The sequence below is a fragment of the Cryobacterium sp. SO2 genome, assembly GCF_026151165.2.
Lineage (GTDB): Bacteria > Actinomycetota > Actinomycetes > Actinomycetales > Microbacteriaceae > Cryobacterium.
This window is the reverse complement of sequence record NZ_CP117849.1, coordinates 1,851,543-1,868,115: the sequence shown is the minus strand read 5'-3', so window position 1 is coordinate 1,868,115 and position 16,573 is coordinate 1,851,543. Positions and strand designations below refer to the sequence as shown.

Sequence of the window (16,573 nt, the reverse complement as noted above, 5' to 3'; positions counted from 1 at the left end):
TCCCTTCGCTTCGGCTCCAGCCTAACCGGCACCTGTGACGTTCTCGGTCCAGACCCGGAGCGCTCCCCCGTTCACGGTGGCCGCGCTGCCCGAGTCGCCACTCACCGAGGCACCGCCCACCGCACCGGCCACGGGAGCGACGACCGACAGTCCCGCCAGGTCGGTGCGCACCACGGCGGTGCCCACCGAGCCGAGAGTGTCCAGCAGCGACCGGGTCGGATGTCCGTAGCCGTTGTCCACGCCCACCGAGATCAGACCCACGCTGGCGCGGAGTTCGGCGTACAGGGCGGCGCTCTGATCGCGCGAGCCGTGGTGGGCCACCTTGACCACGTCCACGGGGCCGATCGGCCCCGCCGCCATGAGGGCGTCCTGGGCCTCCTCGCCCAGGTCGCCGAGGAACAGGGAGCGGATGCCGCCACCCTCGAACAGGACCGTGACGCTGCCGGGATTTCCGGTCTGGAACAGGGGTGATCCCCGGATCGGCCAGAGCACCTGCCAGGCCAGAGCGCCGAGGGTGCCGTGATCTCCCCTGCCGGCCTGGGTGACCGTTGCTCCGCCCTCGGCCAACTCGGTGTGCAGCCGGGCATCCTCGGCATTCTCCGGCGGGCCGACGAGGGCCGTGTCCACCCGGCCCAGCACGGCGTCAAGCCCGCCGACGTGATCGAGGTCGTAATGGGTGAGCACGAGCAGGTCCACCCGGTCGATGCCCAGGGTGTCCAGGCACGCGCTGAGCAGGGCCGGGTCCGGGCCGACGTCCACGAGCGCGACCTGGTCTGCGCCGCGCACCACCACGGCGTCGCCCTGGCCGATGTCGCAGGCGGCGATCTGCCAGTCCGCCGGGAACACCGCCGCTCGGCCGACACCGGTGCCGACGAGGATACCGACGGTGCCGCCCGCCGCGAGGCAGAGCAGGGCGCCGCTGCCCACGCGCACCAGGGTCAGGGATCGCGCCGGCGGGCGCGTGATCAGCAGGATCAGCACGGCCGCGGTGCAGGCCAGGGTGAGCAGCACCCCGAGCGGCCCGCCCAGCCAGGGCAGGCTGCTGCCCGGCAAGCCGGCGGTCGTCTGCGCCACCGCGGCGATCCAGGTTGCCGGCAGCCAGGCCACCCAGAGCAGCGGCGTGGCCACACCCGGAAGCCAGGGCATCAGCAGGCAGGCGGCCAGGCCCACGATCGTGGCGACGGGCGCGGCCGGCGCCGCGAGCAGATTGGCCGGCACGCCGTAGGCCGGCAGCGTGGGGCTCAGCAGGACGAGCACCGGCTGACAGGCCAGCTGTGCGGCGAACGGGATCGCCAGCACCGCAGCGACGGGGGCGGGCAACCAGCGCCGCAGCCGGCGGGTGAGGGGCCTGGCGAGCACCAACAGGCCGAGGGTGGCCAGCACCGAGAGCGCGAATCCGTAATTGCGGGACAGCCAGGGATCGGTGCAGAGCAGGCCCAGGGCGGCCAGGACGAGTGCCGGCAGTCCCCGGCCCGGTCGTCCCACGGCGCCGGAGAGCAGCACAATCGTGGCCATGCCGGCGGCCCGTACCACGCTCGGCTCCGGGGTCACCAGCACCACGAACCCGGCCAGGACGACAAGCCCGGCCGCCACCCGCCAGCGCCGGCCCAGCCCGCACGCGGCCGTGAGCAGCAGCACCAGCGCGAGCACGATGGCACAATTGGCGCCGGAGACCGCGGTGAGGTGGCTCAGAGAGCTGGCCTTCATGGCATTGTCCAGGTCATCGCCCACCGCCGTGGTGTCGCCGATAGCGAGGCCGGGCAGGAGTCCGGCGCCCTCACCGGGCAGCTTGTCGGCGGCCGAGGCGAAGCCCTGACGCAGCCGGTTGGCCCAGTCCAGCCACCACGGCGCCGGCCGCATGACGTCGGCCTGGCCGCGGCCGAAGAACAGCGCGGATGCGGCGTCGCCGGGTTCGGTGGCGACCAGCGTTCCGGTCAGCCGGATCTCGTCGCCGATGGCCGGGGCCGTGCCCGACGTCGTGGAGAACACGACAACGGGCGCCGACAGCACCGAGTCCCCCAGGGAGGTGAGCGTGGCGCGGAAGCGCACTTGCGCCCGGCCCCCGATGGCCGTGGTGCTGCCGGCGACGGGCGCCGACCAGACAGTCAGGCGCGCCGTCACCTCACTGTGCTCCTCGACCGCGGTGCGCGCGGCCTCAGGCATCCGGCCCGGCGCCTGGATTGCGACGGAGGTGCCCGCCAGCGCCGCCGCCACGCAGCAGAGCGCCAGAATTCCGCCCAGGCGCGTCAGCACGCCGCCACGAGCCGACGGCCGATCAGAGCGCCGCACGGCGAGCACTGCACCGAGCAGAAGCGCGACGGCGACTCCCCAGAGAACGCCGGCCGCGACGGCGGCTATGGACGGCAGTGCGACGAGCACCGCGGCCAGGGCCCAGGCCGCGGCGGCCGGCCAGACCAGGCGCAGGTCGAAGCCGCCGCTAGACACTGACGAGGTCTTTGAGTGCCGCGAAGGTCTTCTCGCCGATTCCGGTCACATTCCGCAGGTCCTCGACGCTGGCGAACCGTCCTTCCGCCTCTCGATAGTCCAGGATGCGTTGCGCCATTGCCGGTCCGATCCGCGGCAGCGTGTCCAGGTCGGCGGCCGTCGCCGTATTCAGGTTCACCGTGGTGGTCGCTCCGGAAGCGGAACCGTTCGCGCCGGATGCTGTGCCGGCACCTGAGCCGCCCTGCGCTCCGGCGGCGGGCACAACCTCGCCCTGCACGGGGACGTAGAGCTGTTCGCCGTCGGACACCAGCCTGGCCAGGTTGACCCCGGTCTGGTCGGCCGTGGGCAGCAGCCCGCCGGCGGCGGCGACGACATCCACGACCCTGGCTCCCTCGTTGACCTCGAAGAGGCCGGGGTGCGCCACGGCGCCCAGCACGTGCACGAAGATGACCGGGTTCTGCCCCGCCGTCGGCTGGGCAGAGGTGGTGGGCTCGACGGGCGGCGCGGCTGTCCCGTCTCCGGGAGAGACGCCGGTGCCCGAGTTGGCCGCAACCTCGACGCTGTGCCCGACCTGACCGATCGCGGTCACCGCGACCGTGACCCCCAGGGCGGCGAGCAGCAGCACGACGGCGGCGCCGACCCCGACCCGCAGCCGTGTCCGCGGCGGGGACGAGGGCGCACGTGAATGTGCACGTGCGGACGGCGCACGAGAGGAGGGGCTGAGACTGGTGAACGGGTCGGAAGCCATGCGGGCAGGTTAAGCAGCGCCGCCCCGCTCACCGGGCCCACGAGGGGTACCTGTGCACGGGGCGGCGCCTGACCGCCTGTGGAGGCGGGGCGTGCGGCTTAGCCGGCCGGCTTGGTGACGATGCTCACCATGCGCGGCGCCCGAACGATCACCTTGATGATCTCGCGGTCGCCGATCGATCGGATCGCGGCGGCCGAGGCACGCGCGAGAGCCTCGAGATCGTCCGTGGAGATCTTGGGCGACACCTCCAGGCGGTCACGGACCTTGCCGTCCACCTGCACCACTGCGGTGACGGACTCGGCGACCAGCAGGCTGCGGTCAGGCTTGCGCCACAGGGCAAGCGCGACGCACGGCTCGTAGCCGAGGCGCTCCCACATGTCTTCGGCCGTGTACGGGGCGAACAGGTTCAGGGCCATGGCCGTGACCTCCGCCGCCTCGCGCACGGCGGCGTCCCCCGCGCCCGCGCCGGTGTCGATCACCTTGCGGGTGGCGTTGACGAGCTCCATCATGCGCGCAACGACGACGTTGAACTTGAACGACTCGATCAGCGACGGGGCGTCGGCGAGGAACCGGTGGGTGACCCGGCGGAGCGCGGCGTCGCCGGTCTTCCACTCGATGTCGGGAGCGCTCGTGACGTCGCGGGCGACGCGCCAGGCGCGGGCCAGAAACTTCGCCGAGCCGACCGGGGATACGTCGGCCCAGTCGATGTCGTCCTCCGGCGGGCCGGCGAACGCCATGGTCAGGCGCACCGCGTCGACGCCGAACTTGTCGACTTCCTCGGTGAAGTAGACCAGGTTGCCCTTGCTCTTGCTCATCTTGGCGCCGTCGAGGATCACCATGCCCTGGTTGAGCAGCGCCGTGAACGGTTCGGTGAAGGTGACGTAGCCGAGGTCGAAGAGCACCTTGGTGATGAAGCGGGCGTAGAGCAGGTGCAGGATGGCGTGCTCGACGCCGCCGACGTACTGGTCGACGGGAGCCCACTTGTCGGCTTCCTTCGGGTCGAAGGCCTTGGTGTCGTCCGTCGGGTTCAGGAAGCGCAGGAAGTACCAGGAGCTGTCCACGAAGGTGTCCATGGTGTCGGCGTCGCGCTTGGCCGGGGTGCCGTCGATCGGGTTGGTGACGTTCACCCAGTCGGTGGCGCCGCCCAGCGGCGAGGTGCCCTTGGGCTTGAGGTCGAGGCCGTCGGTCGGCGGCAGCAGCACGGGCAGCTGGTCCTCCGGCACCGGGATCTCGGTGCCGTCAGCGCCGTGGATGATGGGGATCGGGGTGCCCCAGTAGCGCTGGCGGGAGATCAGCCAGTCGCGCAGCCGGTAGTTCTTGGTGGCGCGGCCGGTGCCGTCGGCGACGAGCTGGTCGATCATCCGCTTGATGGCGTTGGCCTTCGTGAGCCCGTTGAGGGCGCCGGAGTTGATCAGGCGGCCTTCGCCGGTGAGGGCGGTGCCGGACTGGGCCGGGTCGAGAGCGTCGGAGTCCTGCGCCGGGAGCTCCTCGGTGCCGTCGAGCATGCCGGGCGTGATCACGGGGATGACCCCGGTGACCGGAGCCGTGGTGTCGACGACCACGCGCACGGGCAGGTCGAAACGTAGGGCGAAGTCGAGGTCGCGCTGGTCGTGGGCGGGCACGGCCATGACGGCGCCGTGGCCGTAGTCGGCCAGCACGTAGTCGGCGGCCCAGATCGGCAGCCGGTCGCCGTTGGCGGGGTTGATGGCGAAACGTTCGAGGAAGACGCCGGTCTTCTCCCGGTCGGTGGCCTGGCGTTCGATCTCGGTGCTGTTCTGCACCTGCACCAGGTAGGCCGCGAAGCGCTCACGCACCTCTGGGGAGGCGTCCGCGACGAGCTCTGCAGCCAGGTCGGCGTCAGGGGCGACGACCATGAAGGTGGCGCCGAAGAGGGTGTCCGGGCGGGTGGTGAACACGCTGACCGGCGCATCCCGGCCCTCGATGGCGAAGTCGACGTCGGCGCCGATGGAGCGGCCGATCCAGTTGCGCTGCATGTTGAGGACCTTGGCCGGCCAGGTGCCCTCGAGCTGGTTGAGGTCGTCGAGCAGCCGGTCGGCGTAGTCGGTGATCTTGAAGTACCACTGGGTGAGCTTCTTCTTCACCACGACGGCGCCGCTGCGCTCGCTGGTGCCGTCGGCGAGCACCTGCTCGTTGGCGAGAACGGTCTGGTCTACCGGGTCCCAATTGACCCAGCTGTCCTTACGGTAGGCCAGGCCCTTCTTGTACAGCTGCAGGAACAGCCACTGGTTCCACTTGTAGTACTCGGGATCACTGGTGTGCAGTTCGCGGGACCAGTCGAAGGAGGCCGCGTAGAGCTTCATGCTCTTCTTCTGCTGCGCGATGTTGTCGTAGGTCCAGCCGCGCGGGTCGATGCCCCGCTTGATGGCGGCGTTCTCGGCCGGCAGGCCGAAGGAGTCCCAGCCGATCGGGTGCAGCACGTTGAAGCCCTGTTGGCGCCAGTAGCGCGCGACGATGTCGCCCAGGGCGTACACCTCGGCGTGGCCCATGTGCAGGTCGCCGGACGGGTACGGGAACATGTCGAGCACGTACTTGCGCGGGCGGGTGTCTGCGGGGTCGCTCGTGCGGAACGGCTCGAGTTCGTCCCAGATCGGCGCCCACTTCGCCTGGATGGCGGCGAAGTCGTAGCCGTCTTCGTCCTCGGGGCCGTTGGACATGGTGTCGTGCTCGTGTGCCACGTGACTCTCATTCATTGTGGTGAGGTGGCGTTCAACGCAACGGATCAAGCCCGGTGGCGACGCCCAAGCTCCTAGGTTACTAAATCCTGGCCCTGCGCCGGGTCCGGCGCCGGGGAGCAGGCCAGGACCGCCCGGATCAGGGCCCGCGCCTTGACCTGGGTTTCCTCGATTTCCTCCTCGGCCACCGACAGCGCTGTGATGCCGCCGCCGGTGCCGATCGACGCACCCGCCGGGCCGAGCACGATGCTGCGGATCACCATGGCCAGGTCGACATTGCCGTCCTCGCCGAGGTAGCCGAACGCTCCGGCGTAGACACCGCGGTCGCCGCCTTCGAGGGCGTGCAGGATGCGCATGGCGCTGGCTTTGGGAGCCCCGGTCATCGACCCGGCCGGAAAACAGGACTCGACGGCGTCGATGGCGCTCAGTCCGGCAGCCAGTCGGGCCTCGACAGTGCTGACCAGCTGATGCACGTGCGGGTAGCTCTCCACCTGGAGCAGCGCGGTGACGGCGACCGAACCGAGCGCGGCGACCCGGCCGAGGTCGTTGCGCATGAGGTCGACGATCATGAGGTTCTCCGCGCGCTCCTTGTCGCTGGCGAGGAGCTCCTCGCGGAGCCGCCCGTCCAGTGCCGGATCGGTGGAGCGTGGCCTGGTGCCCTTGATGGGTTTGGTGCGCAACCGGCCGTCGGGGCTCACCGAGAGGAACTCCTCCGGGGACGCGCTCAGGAGGGCGTGTGCGCCGAATCTCAGCAGCCCGCCGTGGTGGCTCGGGCTGGAGGCGCGCAGCTGCCGGTACACCTCGAGCGGGTCGAAGCGCCCGGCCACCGTGACCTCGTTCGTGAGGCAGAGCTGGTAGGCGTCGCCGGCCCGGATGCGCTCCTGGCAGGCGTGGATGAGCTGGGCGTAGTGCTCGGCGTTGTGCCGCCAGCGCACGACCGGCGGCGCGGCAGGGGGTGCGGCAGGGGGTGCGTCGGAGAGGTGGGCCGGCGCGGGTCTCGCCGGGGCAGGTCGGCCGCGGTCCGGCACCCCGTCGAGGCGACGGGACACGTCCAGCAGCCAGGCGGAAACGTCATCCTCTGCCTCCCCCGCCGCGGCGCGGGCCAGCAGGGTCACCGTGCGCGCCGCATGGTCGAAGGCGATGGCACGATCGATGAAGAGCAGGGCGGCATCGGGCTCGGAGCGGGATCCGGCCGAGGCGTCGGTCGTGGCAGCCGGCCAGAGTCCGTAGCCGAGCCAGCCCACCCAGCCGAGCGTGAACCCGATGCCACCGGCGTCCTCGGCTCCGGTCACCGGGCCGGCCACGGCGCGGAGGAAGTCGAACACGGTCTCGGTTGTCGTGACGGGGGAATCGGCGCCGCTCAGCGGGCGTGAACTTGTCACGGTTCCGGCGCGCGCCGACGCCGTGACGAACCGGGAGCCGGCATGTGCGCCGGCGAGATAGCTCATCCCGCTGGTCGCCTCTGCGCCGGCGTCGAGCCAGATGGAGTATCCGGATCCGGCAAACAGCTCATCGAAGACGACAGCGGGGTCGATCCAGCGCGGCAGCACGAACCGGCGCAGCGCCGGACCGGCCTGGCTCGGGGGTAGGGGTGTCGACGGCACCCGTCAAGCCTAGGGGCCGCCACGTCAGGAGCCGTGGCAGGTACCCGGTGCGCGGCTCAACGGGATTTCCTGCTGCGGCCTAGGCTGGCGAGGTGAACGACGTACTCAACTGGATCCTGGGCGCCGTGGGCGCCGTCGACCCCGTGCTGCGCACCATCCTCGCGGGTGTGGGCATGCTGCTGGAGACCTCGGTACTGATCGGTTTGGTCGTCCCCGGCGACACCATCGTGATCGTTGCCAGCACGGTTGTGGACGGTCCGGTGGAGTACTTCGGTCTGATTGTCGCGGTGATCCTGGGAGCGTTGGCCGGCGAGAGCATCGGCTTCTACCTGGGCCGACGGTTCGGCCCCTGGATCCGGCGCAGCTGGCTGGGTCGGCGCATCGGTGAGAAGAACTGGGCCGGCGCCGAGTCCTACCTCGCCAGGCGCGGCGGCATCGCGGTGTTCCTCTCCAGGTTCCTGCCGGTGCTGCACTCCGTGATCCCGCTCACGGTGGGTATGAGCACCATGCGCTACCGCACCTTCCTGGCCTGGACGGTGCCGGCCTGTGTGGTCTGGACGCTCGCCTACGTGTCGGTCGGTGCGGCTGCCGCAGAGGGCTATCGCAATATTTCCGACCGGCTGCACTTCGCCGGGTATCTTTTCGTCGCCGTGATCGCCCTGTTCGGGGTGGTGGTGGTGCTCGTCAAGCGCTGGCTGAAGCGCCGTGAGGCCAGGTTCATGGATCGGGAACTTCCCCCGGAGTAGAGGACTACGGGGTGACGCCCTGGCTCAGGCCGGCGTTGGCCCTGAGGGTGACCGTGCGGCTGATCAGCCCGGCCGGGACCGGGGTGTGCGAGATGAGCAGTACGGCCCGGCCGGCGCCTGCAGATGCCGACAGGATGTCGCGCACGAGCCTGTCGCCCAGCCCGGTGTCGACGTTGGCCGTCGGCTCGTCCACGATCAGCACGGGGAAGTCGGCGAGCAGGGCCCTGGCGAGGGCGATCCGCTGTGCCTGGCCGCCGGAGACGAGGGCTCCGCGTTCGCCGACCCTGGCATCCAGGCCGCCGCGCCGGAGCATCCAGTCGGAGAGCCCGACCCGGTCGAGGACGTCGAGAAGGTCGTCGTCAGAGGCCGTGTCCCTGGCGAAGAGCAGGTTCTGCCGAATGGTGTCGTCGAAGAGCCAGGGGCGCTGTTCGCAGAGCCCCACGACGCGGCGCACATCTGACGGTGCCAGGTCCCGCGCCTCGACCCCGTTGACCCGGTAGGAGCCCGTGTAGTCGAGGAAGCGCACGAGGGTCTGCGCGAGGGTGGTCTTGCCCGCCCCGCTGGCCCCGGCCAGGTGCACACGATCACCGGCGGCGAGCCGCAGTGTCACGCCGGCAACGGCCGGCTGCCCGGCACCGGGCCAGCTGGCGCCGAGCCCGGTGAGCTCGATAAGCGGGGCACCGGTCTCCACGACAGCGGGGACGCTCGCCATCGCGCCCTCGGTGGAAAACTCGGTGGAAATCTCGGCGGGAATCTCGGCGGGAACCTGCTCGGGTACCGCCGTGGCCACGCGCTCGGCGCTCGAGCGCACCTGGCGCCAGGCGCTGAGGGCGGTCGGGATCATGGCGAAGACCTCGAATACGGCCATCGGCACCAGAACGACCACGGCGAGGGCCGGGCCGGAGAAGCCGCCGGTGCCCAGGGCGGGGATGGCCGCGATGAGGGCGAGCACTGTTGCGGCACCCGCGCTCAGCGAGATCACCGCGGCCTGCACCCCGGCGCCGACAGAGCGCCGCAGGGCGGCCCTGCGCAAGCTGTCCTCGACGATCCTGAGCCTGTTCAGGCGGGCGTCGAGAGCGCCGAAAGCCGTGAGCACGTCGAGGTTCTCGACGACCTCGAGCACCTCGTCGGCCAGGGCACCGCGCAGCGGGGCCAGGGCGCGCTCAGAGCGGGCGGACAGCGCCGCAGACGCGAGGGTTCCCACGACACCGGCGACGACGAGGCACAGGGCGAGGGTCACGCCGGCCGCCGGCAGCACCAGCCAGACCCCGATCACGCTGAAGAGGGCCACCAGGCCGGAGGTCGCCAGCGGCTGCACCACCCGCAGCGGAAGGTCCTGCAGATCATCGACATCCCGCACCAGGCGGGTGAGCAGATCACCGCGCCGGGTCTCGGACAGGCCGGCCGGCGCCAGCGGCAGCAACCTGGCGAAGATGCCCAGCCGCAACGCGCCGAGCTGGCGGAACGCCGCGTCGTGGCTGAGGAGCCGCTCGAGGTATCTGAAGGCCGAGCGGGAGAGGGCGAAGGCCCGCACGCCGACGACGGCCGTTCCCAGGAACATGATCGGCGGCATCTCTGCAGCACGGGTGATGAGCCAGGCCGAGCAGGCCAGGAGGGCCACGGCGCTGGCCGCGCTCGCGACACCGGCGGCCAAGCCGGGCAGGCTGCGGCGAGCCGGTGGCTGGGCCAGCCTGAGCACGGACCGTGAGGCCATGACGGGCAGCCAGGTCGAGCGGGGCATTCGGGTCGTTCGGGGAGTCCGGGTCTCAGACATGCGATACCTCTTCCAGGCGCACGACGAGGTCGGCAGCCTCCACGAAGGCCGGCCGGTGGCTGACGACGATCACGATGCGGCCCTGGCCGGCCAACGTGCGGAGGCCCTCGATGAGGTCGCTCTCGGCCGCGCTGTCCAGGGCAGAACTGGGTTCGTCGAGAACGAGGACCGGGCAGTCCAGGGCCAGGCACCGGTAGATGGCCCTGGCGGCGGCGACCCGCTGAGCCTGGCCGCCGGAGAGCCCGGCGCCGTTGACGCCGAGGTGCAATCCAGGGTCGAGGTCGCCGGCACCGGCCCAGTGCAGGGCCGTTGTGACCAGCGCGTCGTCGGTGACCGTGGCGCCCAGGGCGACGTTGCCCGACACCGTGCCCGCGAAGAGGCCCGGTCGTTGTCCGGCCCAGGCCAGCCAGTCGCGGCGGTCTCCGGATGCCACTGCCTCCGTGCCGAGCCTGAGGGTGCCGTCGAAAGGCACGAAGCCCTGCAGCGCGCCGATCAGGGTGGATTTGCCCACTCCGCTGGGGCCGCTGAGAACGCTCAGCCGTGCGGCCGGGAAGTCCTGGCTGAACCTTTCGATGGTGGTGGAGTCTCCCCGCCGCACGGTGACGTCGTCGAAACTCAACTGCTCAGGTCGACGCCCGGCCGGTCGAAGCGCGGCCGGTCGTTGCGCGGCCACGACAGATGCGGGCACCGGGGCGACGTCGTCGTCGAGGATCGCGAAGACCTCTTCGGCGGCGGCGAGGCCGTCGGCGGCCGCGTGGAACTGGGCGCCTACCTGGCGCAGCGGCAGGAATGCCTCAGGGGCCAGCAACAGCACGAACAGGCCAACGCCCAGTAGGAGGGAACCGTCAACGAGCCGCAGACCGATCGACACCGCGATCAGCGCCACGGAGAGGCTGGCGGCCAGCTCGAGGACGAATCCGCTGAGGAACGAGACCCGCAGCACCGTCATGGTGCGGCCACGGTATTCGTCGGTGAGGTCGGTCAGGCGGGCCGCCTGGCGGCGGTCCCTGCCGAAGATCTTGAGGGTGGCGAGCCCGCCGACCACGTCGAGGAACCCGGCAGAGAGTCGCTGCAGGGCGTCCCACTGCTGGCGTTGCACGGTCTGCGTCGCCTGTCCGATCAGGATCATGAAGATCGGGATGAACGGCAGCACGATGATCACGGTGATGCCGCTCGCCGGGTCCTGCCAGAGCATCACCAGCACCAGGATGGGCGTGGCGATGGCCGTCAGCAGCAGCTGCGGCAGGTACCGGGCGAAGTAGTTGTCCAGGGCGTCCAGTCCGCTGGTGACCACCGTGGCCACCCTGGCGTCCTGCTGGCCGGCCAGCCAGTCCGGCCCGCGTTCGGCGAGCCGGTCCAGGACCGCGGTGCGCAGTTGGCTCTTCACGGCGGCGGCGCCGCGCGTGGCGGCCACCTCGAGCAGCCAGACGATCACCGCACGCACCACCACCACCGCGGCCAGCGCGGCCACGGTGGTGCGCAGGGAGTCCAGGGACTCACCGGCGACGGCGAGGGTGATGCTCTGGCTCAGCAGCCACGCGAACGCGACGACGGCGAGGGTCTGGGCCAGGCCGAGGACCGCGCCGACGAGGAGGAACCAGCGCGCGGCGGTGGCGTGCTTCAGAAGCCGTGGATCGAGGGGACGCATCCCGTTCAGTGTACGGCGGCTTCGATGTGCGACCGGCCGATCCGCTTGCGGAACACCCAGTAGGTCCAGCCCTGGTAGCCGATGATCACGGGAGCCGCGATCAGAGCCGTCCAGCTCATCACCTGCAGGGTGTACGGGGTCGACGAGGCGTTCTCGATGGTCAGGCTGTTGGCCACGTCGTTGCTGGCCGGCATCACGTCGGGGAAGAGCGACGCGAACAGGGTCAGCACGGCGAAACCGATGGTGACGGCCATCAGGCCGAACGCCGTGCGCTCGTTTCCGCGCAGGTTGGCCAGGTAGGCGCCGATGAGCATCACGGCCGCGACGGCGGCGAGGATGCCGGAGGCGAGGGTGCCGTAGGCGAGGGTGGTCCAGACCAGGAAGGACGCCGCGACGACGATGGTCAGCAGACCGGAGCGGATGGCCAGCGCCCTGGCACGCACCCTGATGTCGCCCTCGGTCTTGGTGGAGACGAAGATCACGCCGTGGGTGAAGAAGAGCAGCAGGGTGGTGAGGCCGGCCAGCAGCGAGTACGGGTTGAGCAGGTCAAAGAAGGTGCCGATGTAGTTGAAGTTCTCATCGAGCGGAACACCGCGCACGACGTTGCCGAAGGCCACGCCCCACAGCAGCGCGGGAACCGCGGAACCGACCACGATCATGGTGTCGAATGACTTCTTCCACTTCAGCTCCGGCCGCTGGTGCCGGTATTCGAACGACACTCCCCTGGCGATGAGCGCGAGCAGGATCAGCAGCAGCGCGAGGTAGAAGCCGCTGAACATCGTGGCGTACCACTCCGGGAACGCCGCGAAGAGCGACGCGCCGGCCACGATGACCCAGGTCTCGTTCAGGTCCCAGACCGGGCCGATGGTGTTGATGAGGACGCGGCGGTCGGTGTCGTCCTTACCGAGGAAGGGCAGGGACATGCCCACCCCGAAGTCGAAGCCGTCGAGTACGAAGTACCCGATGAACATCGCCGCGATGATCCAGAACCAAAGGATATTGAGTTCCATCGTGAGCTCCTAGTAGACCGTGGTCGTTTGCTTGATTTCCCCGGACACCGGATCGGGCACAGGAGCGTCGTCCGGCCCCTTCTGCACGGCCTTGAGGATGAGGCGGAATTCCACCACGGCCAGGGCGCCGTAGAGAAGGGTGAATGCGATGAGGGAGATCAGGATCTCGAGGCCGCTGACGTTCGGCGAAACGCCGTCCGCCGTCTTCAGCAGGCCGAAGACCAACCAGGGCTGGCGGCCCATCTCGGTGAACACCCAGCCGACGCTCATGGCCAGCAGCGACAGCGGGAACGACCAGATCGCGATCTTCCAGATCCAGGTCTTGGGGCTGCGACCCTTGCGGGTCACCCACAGGCCGCCGACGGCCACGAGGATGTGCGCGATGCCGAGCCCGATCATCCAGCGGAACGACCAGTAGGTGACCCAGATGATCGGCGAGTAGTCGCCGGGGCCGTAGAGCTGGACGTACTGCTCCTGGAGGTTGTTGATGCCCTCGACGGTGCCGTCGAAGGTGTGCGTGGACAGGAACGACAGCAGGTACGGGATGCGGATGGAGAAGAGTTCGCTGACGCCGTCAGGGGTGCCGAGGGTGAAGATCGAGAACGAGGCGTTGGCTCCGGTGGCCGTGTGGTACATGGCCTCGGCCGCCGCCATCTTCATCGGCTGCGCCTGCACCATGGCCAGGCTCAGCTGGTCGCCCATCAGGGTGGTGAGGGCGCCGGCGATGACCATCATCCACAGGCCGAACTTGAGCGCGGGGCGCATGGTCTCGAGGTGCTGGTTGCGGCTCAGGTGCCAGGCCGCGACCGAGATGATCAGGCCGGCCGAGACCATGAAACAAGCGAAGATCGTGTGCGGGAACGCGGCCAGGGCGATCGGGTTGGTGAGCAGCTCGCCGATGCTGGTGAGCTCCGCCCGCCCCTTCACCTCGTTGATCTGATACGCGACGGGGTTCTGCATGAAGGCGTTGGCCGCGATGATGAAGTACGCCGACGCGATGCTGCCCACTGTGGTGAGCCAGATGGTCGCCAGGTGCAAGCCCTTGGGGAGTTTGTCCCAGCCGAAGATCCACAGGCCTATGAAGGTGGCCTCGAGGAAGAACGCCGTGATCCCCTCGAACGCCAGCGGTGCCCCGAAGACGTCGCCGACGAACCGGGAGTAGTCCGACCAGTTCATGCCGAACTGGAACTCCTGCACGATTCCGGTCACGACGCCCATAGCGAAGTTGATCAGGAAGATCTTGCCGAAGAAGTGGGTGAGCTGCAGGTACTTGGCCTTGTTCGTGCGGTACCAGGCGGTCTGGAAGATCGCCACGGTGGTGACAAGGCCGATGGTGAGGGGCACGAACAGGAAGTGGTAGACCGTCGTCAAACCGAACTGCCAACGCGACAGGAGTAACGGATCAAGCCACTCGTTCATATGCCCTCCAGGACCTGAGTTTTCTACGTGTCGTAGAAGACTACTATTCTACGTTCGGTAGAAACAGCAGTTTCGCTTGATAAAGTTTTCCCATGGGAAGTTTGGGCGTGCTCGAGAGACTGTTGATGGACCTGCTCTGGTCGGCAGAGCGCCCGTTGACCGCAAACGAGTTGCGCGACGCACTGCTGGATCCCACTGCGACCGGCGCGAAGCCGCTCGCCACGACAACCGTGCTCACGGTGTTGTCTCGTCTGGAGAACAAGGGCTTCGTCACCCGCGACCGGGAGAGCCGGCCGCACGGGTACACGGCCGTGAGCTCCAGGGCCCAGCACACCGCAGAGCTCATGCACGAGGTTCTGGGCACGACGAGCGACCGCACCGCCACCCTGGCCCGGTTCATCGGCAACGTCAGCCCCCAGGAAGCGCAGACCCTGCGTGCCCTGCTGGAGAGCGTCGCGCCGGCCACTACCGGCCCGTCTAGCGCCGGCGCCAGACCGTAGATCCGCGTGCTCACCACGGCCCTCGGCCTGATGGTGCTGGCCATCGTCCTGGCCTGGCCCGTCCCCATCCTGCTCGCCGGCGCGGCGTGGCCGCCCCGCGCCCCCGGCCTCGCGCTGGCGCTGTGGCAGTCGATCGCCCTGGCCGGCGGAATCTCGATGATCGGCTCGTTGCTGGTGTTCGGCCTGATCCCGTTCGGCGCCACGCCCGTGACCGCGTTGGTGGCTGTGGCCGGGCATGTCGCGGCGGGCACCCTGCCGACCGGCGCCACTCTGGCCGGGATGATGGCGCTCTGTCTGGCCGTGATCCTCGCGGCGCACCTGCTGCTCAACCTCAGCGCCACGTTCATCCGCGCCGAGCGTCAGCGCCGGCGGCACCACACCCTGATCGGTCTGCTCAGCGACCCGCTGCCGAACGACCACGAGGGCACGAGGGTGATCGACCATGCCGCACCGATCGCTTACTGCCTGCCCGGCGGCACCCGCTCGGCCACAGTGTTGTCGAGGGGCCTGCTGAGCCTGCTGGATGCCGGTCAGCTGCGCGGCGTCGTCGCTCACGAGCGCGCCCACCTGCGCCAACAGCACCACCTGGTGTTGTTGGCGTTCAAGTCCTGGCACAGTGCACTGCGCTGGTTCCCCATCGCCAACCGGGCGGAGAACGCGGTGGCGCTCCTGGTGGAGATGATGGCGGACGACCAGGCCAGGCTGGAAGTGGATGACCGCACGCTGGCCGAAGCGATCGCACTGGTGGGCACCGCGCATCTGGACGAGGTCTCCGGCACCCAGTCGCCGCGGGCGGCCGCCGGCGTGCTCGACGACACGTCATCCGCTGATCTGGTGGGTCCGCGCGTGAACCGCTTGCTCGGCGACGTTCCCGCGCTGGGCCCTGCTGCGCGCGCGCTGGCCCTCTCGGCCACAGCCGTGCTGCTCCTGCTCCCGCTGGCCCTGCTGGTCACGACCCGGTAGCCGCAGACACGAATGGCCCCGTCGTGGTGACGGGGCCATTCGGCATGCGGTGATGCGAGGTGCGGTGATGCGAGGTGCGGAGCTGCTTAGATCAGGCCCTGTTCGGTGAGCCAGTCCGTCGCGATGGTGTCGGCCGCGGCCTGCTCGTTCACGCTCTGGGCGTTCAGGGCGACGAGGGTGTCGGCATCCAGGGCCGCGCTGACCGCGTTGATGATCTCGGCGGCCGAGTCGTCGACCTTGTCGGAGACGACGGGCACGACGTTGTCGGGGAAGAACAGGCCGTCGGGGTCATCGAGGGCCACGAGGTCGTTCGACGCGATGTTGGGATCCGCCGTGTAGATGTTGGCGAGCTGGATCTTGTTGTCGACAAGTGCCTTGACCGTCAGCGGTCCGCCGCTGTCTTCGACGGGCGTGAAGCCGGCGATATTGATGCCGTACTTCTCCTTGAGCGCGGTGGGTCCGTACGGACGGGTCTCCAGCTCGGAGTTGCCGCCGACGGTGATCGGCTCCGTGACCTGGGTGAGCGACGCGATGTCGGTGAGGTTGTACGTGTCGGCGAAGGCCTGTGTCACGGTCCAGGAGTTCTGGTCCGTCGCGTCAGCCATGTCCAGAACGCTCAGGCCGTCCGGCAGGGCCGCTTCCAGTTCGGTGTAGGTCTCGTCGGCCGTTCCGCCGGCGGCGTCGGCCTGCAGTGCCTGCAGCAGGCTGCCGGTGTACTCGGGGAACACGTCGATCGAGCCGGACTCGATCTCGGGCAGGTAGGCCTCACGCTGTCCGATGCGGAACTGGCGGTCGACCGTGAAGCCGCCGTTCTCCAGCGCCTGCGCGTAGATCTCCGCGATGATCTCGTTGGAGTAGTAATCCTGCGATCCGACGACGAGCGTGTCGGATCCCTGGGAGCTGCTACTTCCCTCGTCCAGCGGATCTCCGGACGCGCACCCTGCAAGGGCTACGACTGCCCCAACCGCGACCGCGCTGACAAGCGCGAGCCGGCCTCGTGTGATTGTGAACATGCTGTTGTCC

12 protein-coding genes are annotated in these 16,573 nt (G+C 69.6%); 3 read left to right on the top strand and 9 right to left on the bottom strand.

The genetic code is table 11. The features are described from left to right. Positions 1-21 precede the first annotated feature (21 nt). The 4 genes from BJQ94_RS08580 to BJQ94_RS08565 all read right to left on the bottom strand — a co-directional run bounded on the left by BJQ94_RS08580 (position 22) and on the right by BJQ94_RS08565 (position 7,490). Positions 22-2,445: a ComEC/Rec2 family competence protein gene (locus BJQ94_RS08580; protein ID WP_265398267.1), complete on the bottom strand. Its 2,424-nt coding sequence runs from the start codon at positions 2,443-2,445 to the stop codon at positions 22-24. After that, positions 2,438-3,193: a helix-hairpin-helix domain-containing protein gene (locus BJQ94_RS08575; RefSeq protein WP_265398266.1), complete on the bottom strand. Its 756-nt coding sequence runs from the start codon at positions 3,191-3,193 to the stop codon at positions 2,438-2,440. The genes BJQ94_RS08580 and BJQ94_RS08575 overlap by 8 nt, the downstream gene beginning before the upstream one ends. 98 nt (positions 3,194-3,291) lie before the next feature. Then, positions 3,292-5,868, bottom strand: a complete 2,577-nt coding sequence (gene leuS, locus BJQ94_RS08570; protein WP_265398270.1) for a leucine--tRNA ligase — start codon at positions 5,866-5,868, stop codon at positions 3,292-3,294. 92 nt (positions 5,869-5,960) lie between these two features. Beyond that, positions 5,961-7,490, bottom strand: a complete 1,530-nt coding sequence (locus BJQ94_RS08565; RefSeq protein ID WP_265398265.1) for an anthranilate synthase component I family protein — start codon at positions 7,488-7,490, stop codon at positions 5,961-5,963. Positions 7,491-7,582: 92 nt separating this feature from the next. On the opposite strand from BJQ94_RS08565, the gene BJQ94_RS08560 reads away from it, so the two are divergent. Then, entirely contained in the window at positions 7,583-8,236 is a 654-nt protein-coding gene (locus tag BJQ94_RS08560; protein WP_265398264.1) for a DedA family protein, read from the top strand. A 4-nt stretch (positions 8,237-8,240) separates the two neighbouring features. Here BJQ94_RS08560 and cydC read toward each other — a convergent pair whose 3' ends face one another. The 4 genes from cydC to BJQ94_RS08540 are packed head-to-tail and all read right to left on the bottom strand — an operon-like array spanning position 8,241 to position 14,087. After that, positions 8,241-10,010: a thiol reductant ABC exporter subunit CydC gene (cydC, locus tag BJQ94_RS08555; RefSeq protein WP_345893492.1), complete on the bottom strand. Its 1,770-nt coding sequence runs from the start codon at positions 10,008-10,010 to the stop codon at positions 8,241-8,243. Continuing rightward, on the bottom strand, positions 10,003-11,658 hold the full coding sequence (gene cydD / locus BJQ94_RS08550; RefSeq protein WP_265398263.1) for a thiol reductant ABC exporter subunit CydD: 1,656 nt from the start codon (positions 11,656-11,658) through the stop codon (positions 10,003-10,005). The genes cydC and cydD overlap by 8 nt, the downstream gene beginning before the upstream one ends. 5 nt (positions 11,659-11,663) lie before the next feature. After that, positions 11,664-12,668, bottom strand: a complete 1,005-nt coding sequence (gene cydB / locus BJQ94_RS08545; RefSeq protein WP_265398262.1) for a cytochrome d ubiquinol oxidase subunit II — start codon at positions 12,666-12,668, stop codon at positions 11,664-11,666. A gap of 9 nt (positions 12,669-12,677) precedes the next feature. After that, positions 12,678-14,087, bottom strand: a complete 1,410-nt coding sequence (locus tag BJQ94_RS08540; protein WP_265398261.1) for a cytochrome ubiquinol oxidase subunit I — start codon at positions 14,085-14,087, stop codon at positions 12,678-12,680. 92 nt (positions 14,088-14,179) lie between these two features. On the opposite strand from BJQ94_RS08540, the gene BJQ94_RS08535 reads away from it, so the two are divergent. Together BJQ94_RS08535 and BJQ94_RS08530 are read left to right on the top strand one after the other, a co-directional pair. Then, the gene (locus BJQ94_RS08535) at positions 14,180-14,587 is read left to right on the top strand and encodes a BlaI/MecI/CopY family transcriptional regulator (RefSeq protein ID WP_265398260.1); all 408 of its coding nucleotides are present in this window, start codon (positions 14,180-14,182) and stop codon (positions 14,585-14,587) included. A gap of 6 nt (positions 14,588-14,593) precedes the next feature. Continuing rightward, the gene (locus tag BJQ94_RS08530; protein WP_265398259.1) at positions 14,594-15,550 is read left to right on the top strand and encodes a M56 family metallopeptidase; all 957 of its coding nucleotides are present in this window, start codon (positions 14,594-14,596) and stop codon (positions 15,548-15,550) included. An 86-nt stretch (positions 15,551-15,636) separates the two neighbouring features. On the opposite strand, the gene BJQ94_RS08525 is transcribed toward BJQ94_RS08530, so the two are convergent. Continuing rightward, positions 15,637-16,563: an ABC transporter substrate-binding protein gene (locus tag BJQ94_RS08525; RefSeq protein WP_265398258.1), complete on the bottom strand. Its 927-nt coding sequence runs from the start codon at positions 16,561-16,563 to the stop codon at positions 15,637-15,639. Positions 16,564-16,573: the final 10 nt, after the last annotated feature.

Excerpts from the sequence above, each read along its gene's own strand:
- BJQ94_RS08575 (WP_265398266.1), bottom strand. The coding sequence starts at position 3,193 with ATGGCTTCCGACCCGTTCACCAGTCTCAGCCCCTCCTCTCGTGCGCCG.
- leuS (WP_265398270.1), bottom strand. The coding sequence starts at position 5,868 with ATGTCCAACGGCCCCGAGGACGAAGACGGCTACGACTTCGCCGCCATC.
- cydC (WP_345893492.1), bottom strand. The coding sequence starts at position 10,010 with ATGTCTGAGACCCGGACTCCCCGAACGACCCGAATGCCCCGCTCGACC.
- cydD (WP_265398263.1), bottom strand. The coding sequence starts at position 11,658 with ATGCGTCCCCTCGATCCACGGCTTCTGAAGCACGCCACCGCCGCGCGC.
- cydB (WP_265398262.1), bottom strand. The coding sequence starts at position 12,668 with ATGGAACTCAATATCCTTTGGTTCTGGATCATCGCGGCGATGTTCATC.
- BJQ94_RS08540 (WP_265398261.1), bottom strand. The coding sequence starts at position 14,087 with ATGAACGAGTGGCTTGATCCGTTACTCCTGTCGCGTTGGCAGTTCGGT.
- BJQ94_RS08535 (WP_265398260.1), top strand. The coding sequence starts at position 14,180 with ATGGGAAGTTTGGGCGTGCTCGAGAGACTGTTGATGGACCTGCTCTGG.
- BJQ94_RS08525 (WP_265398258.1), bottom strand. The coding sequence starts at position 16,563 with ATGTTCACAATCACACGAGGCCGGCTCGCGCTTGTCAGCGCGGTCGCG.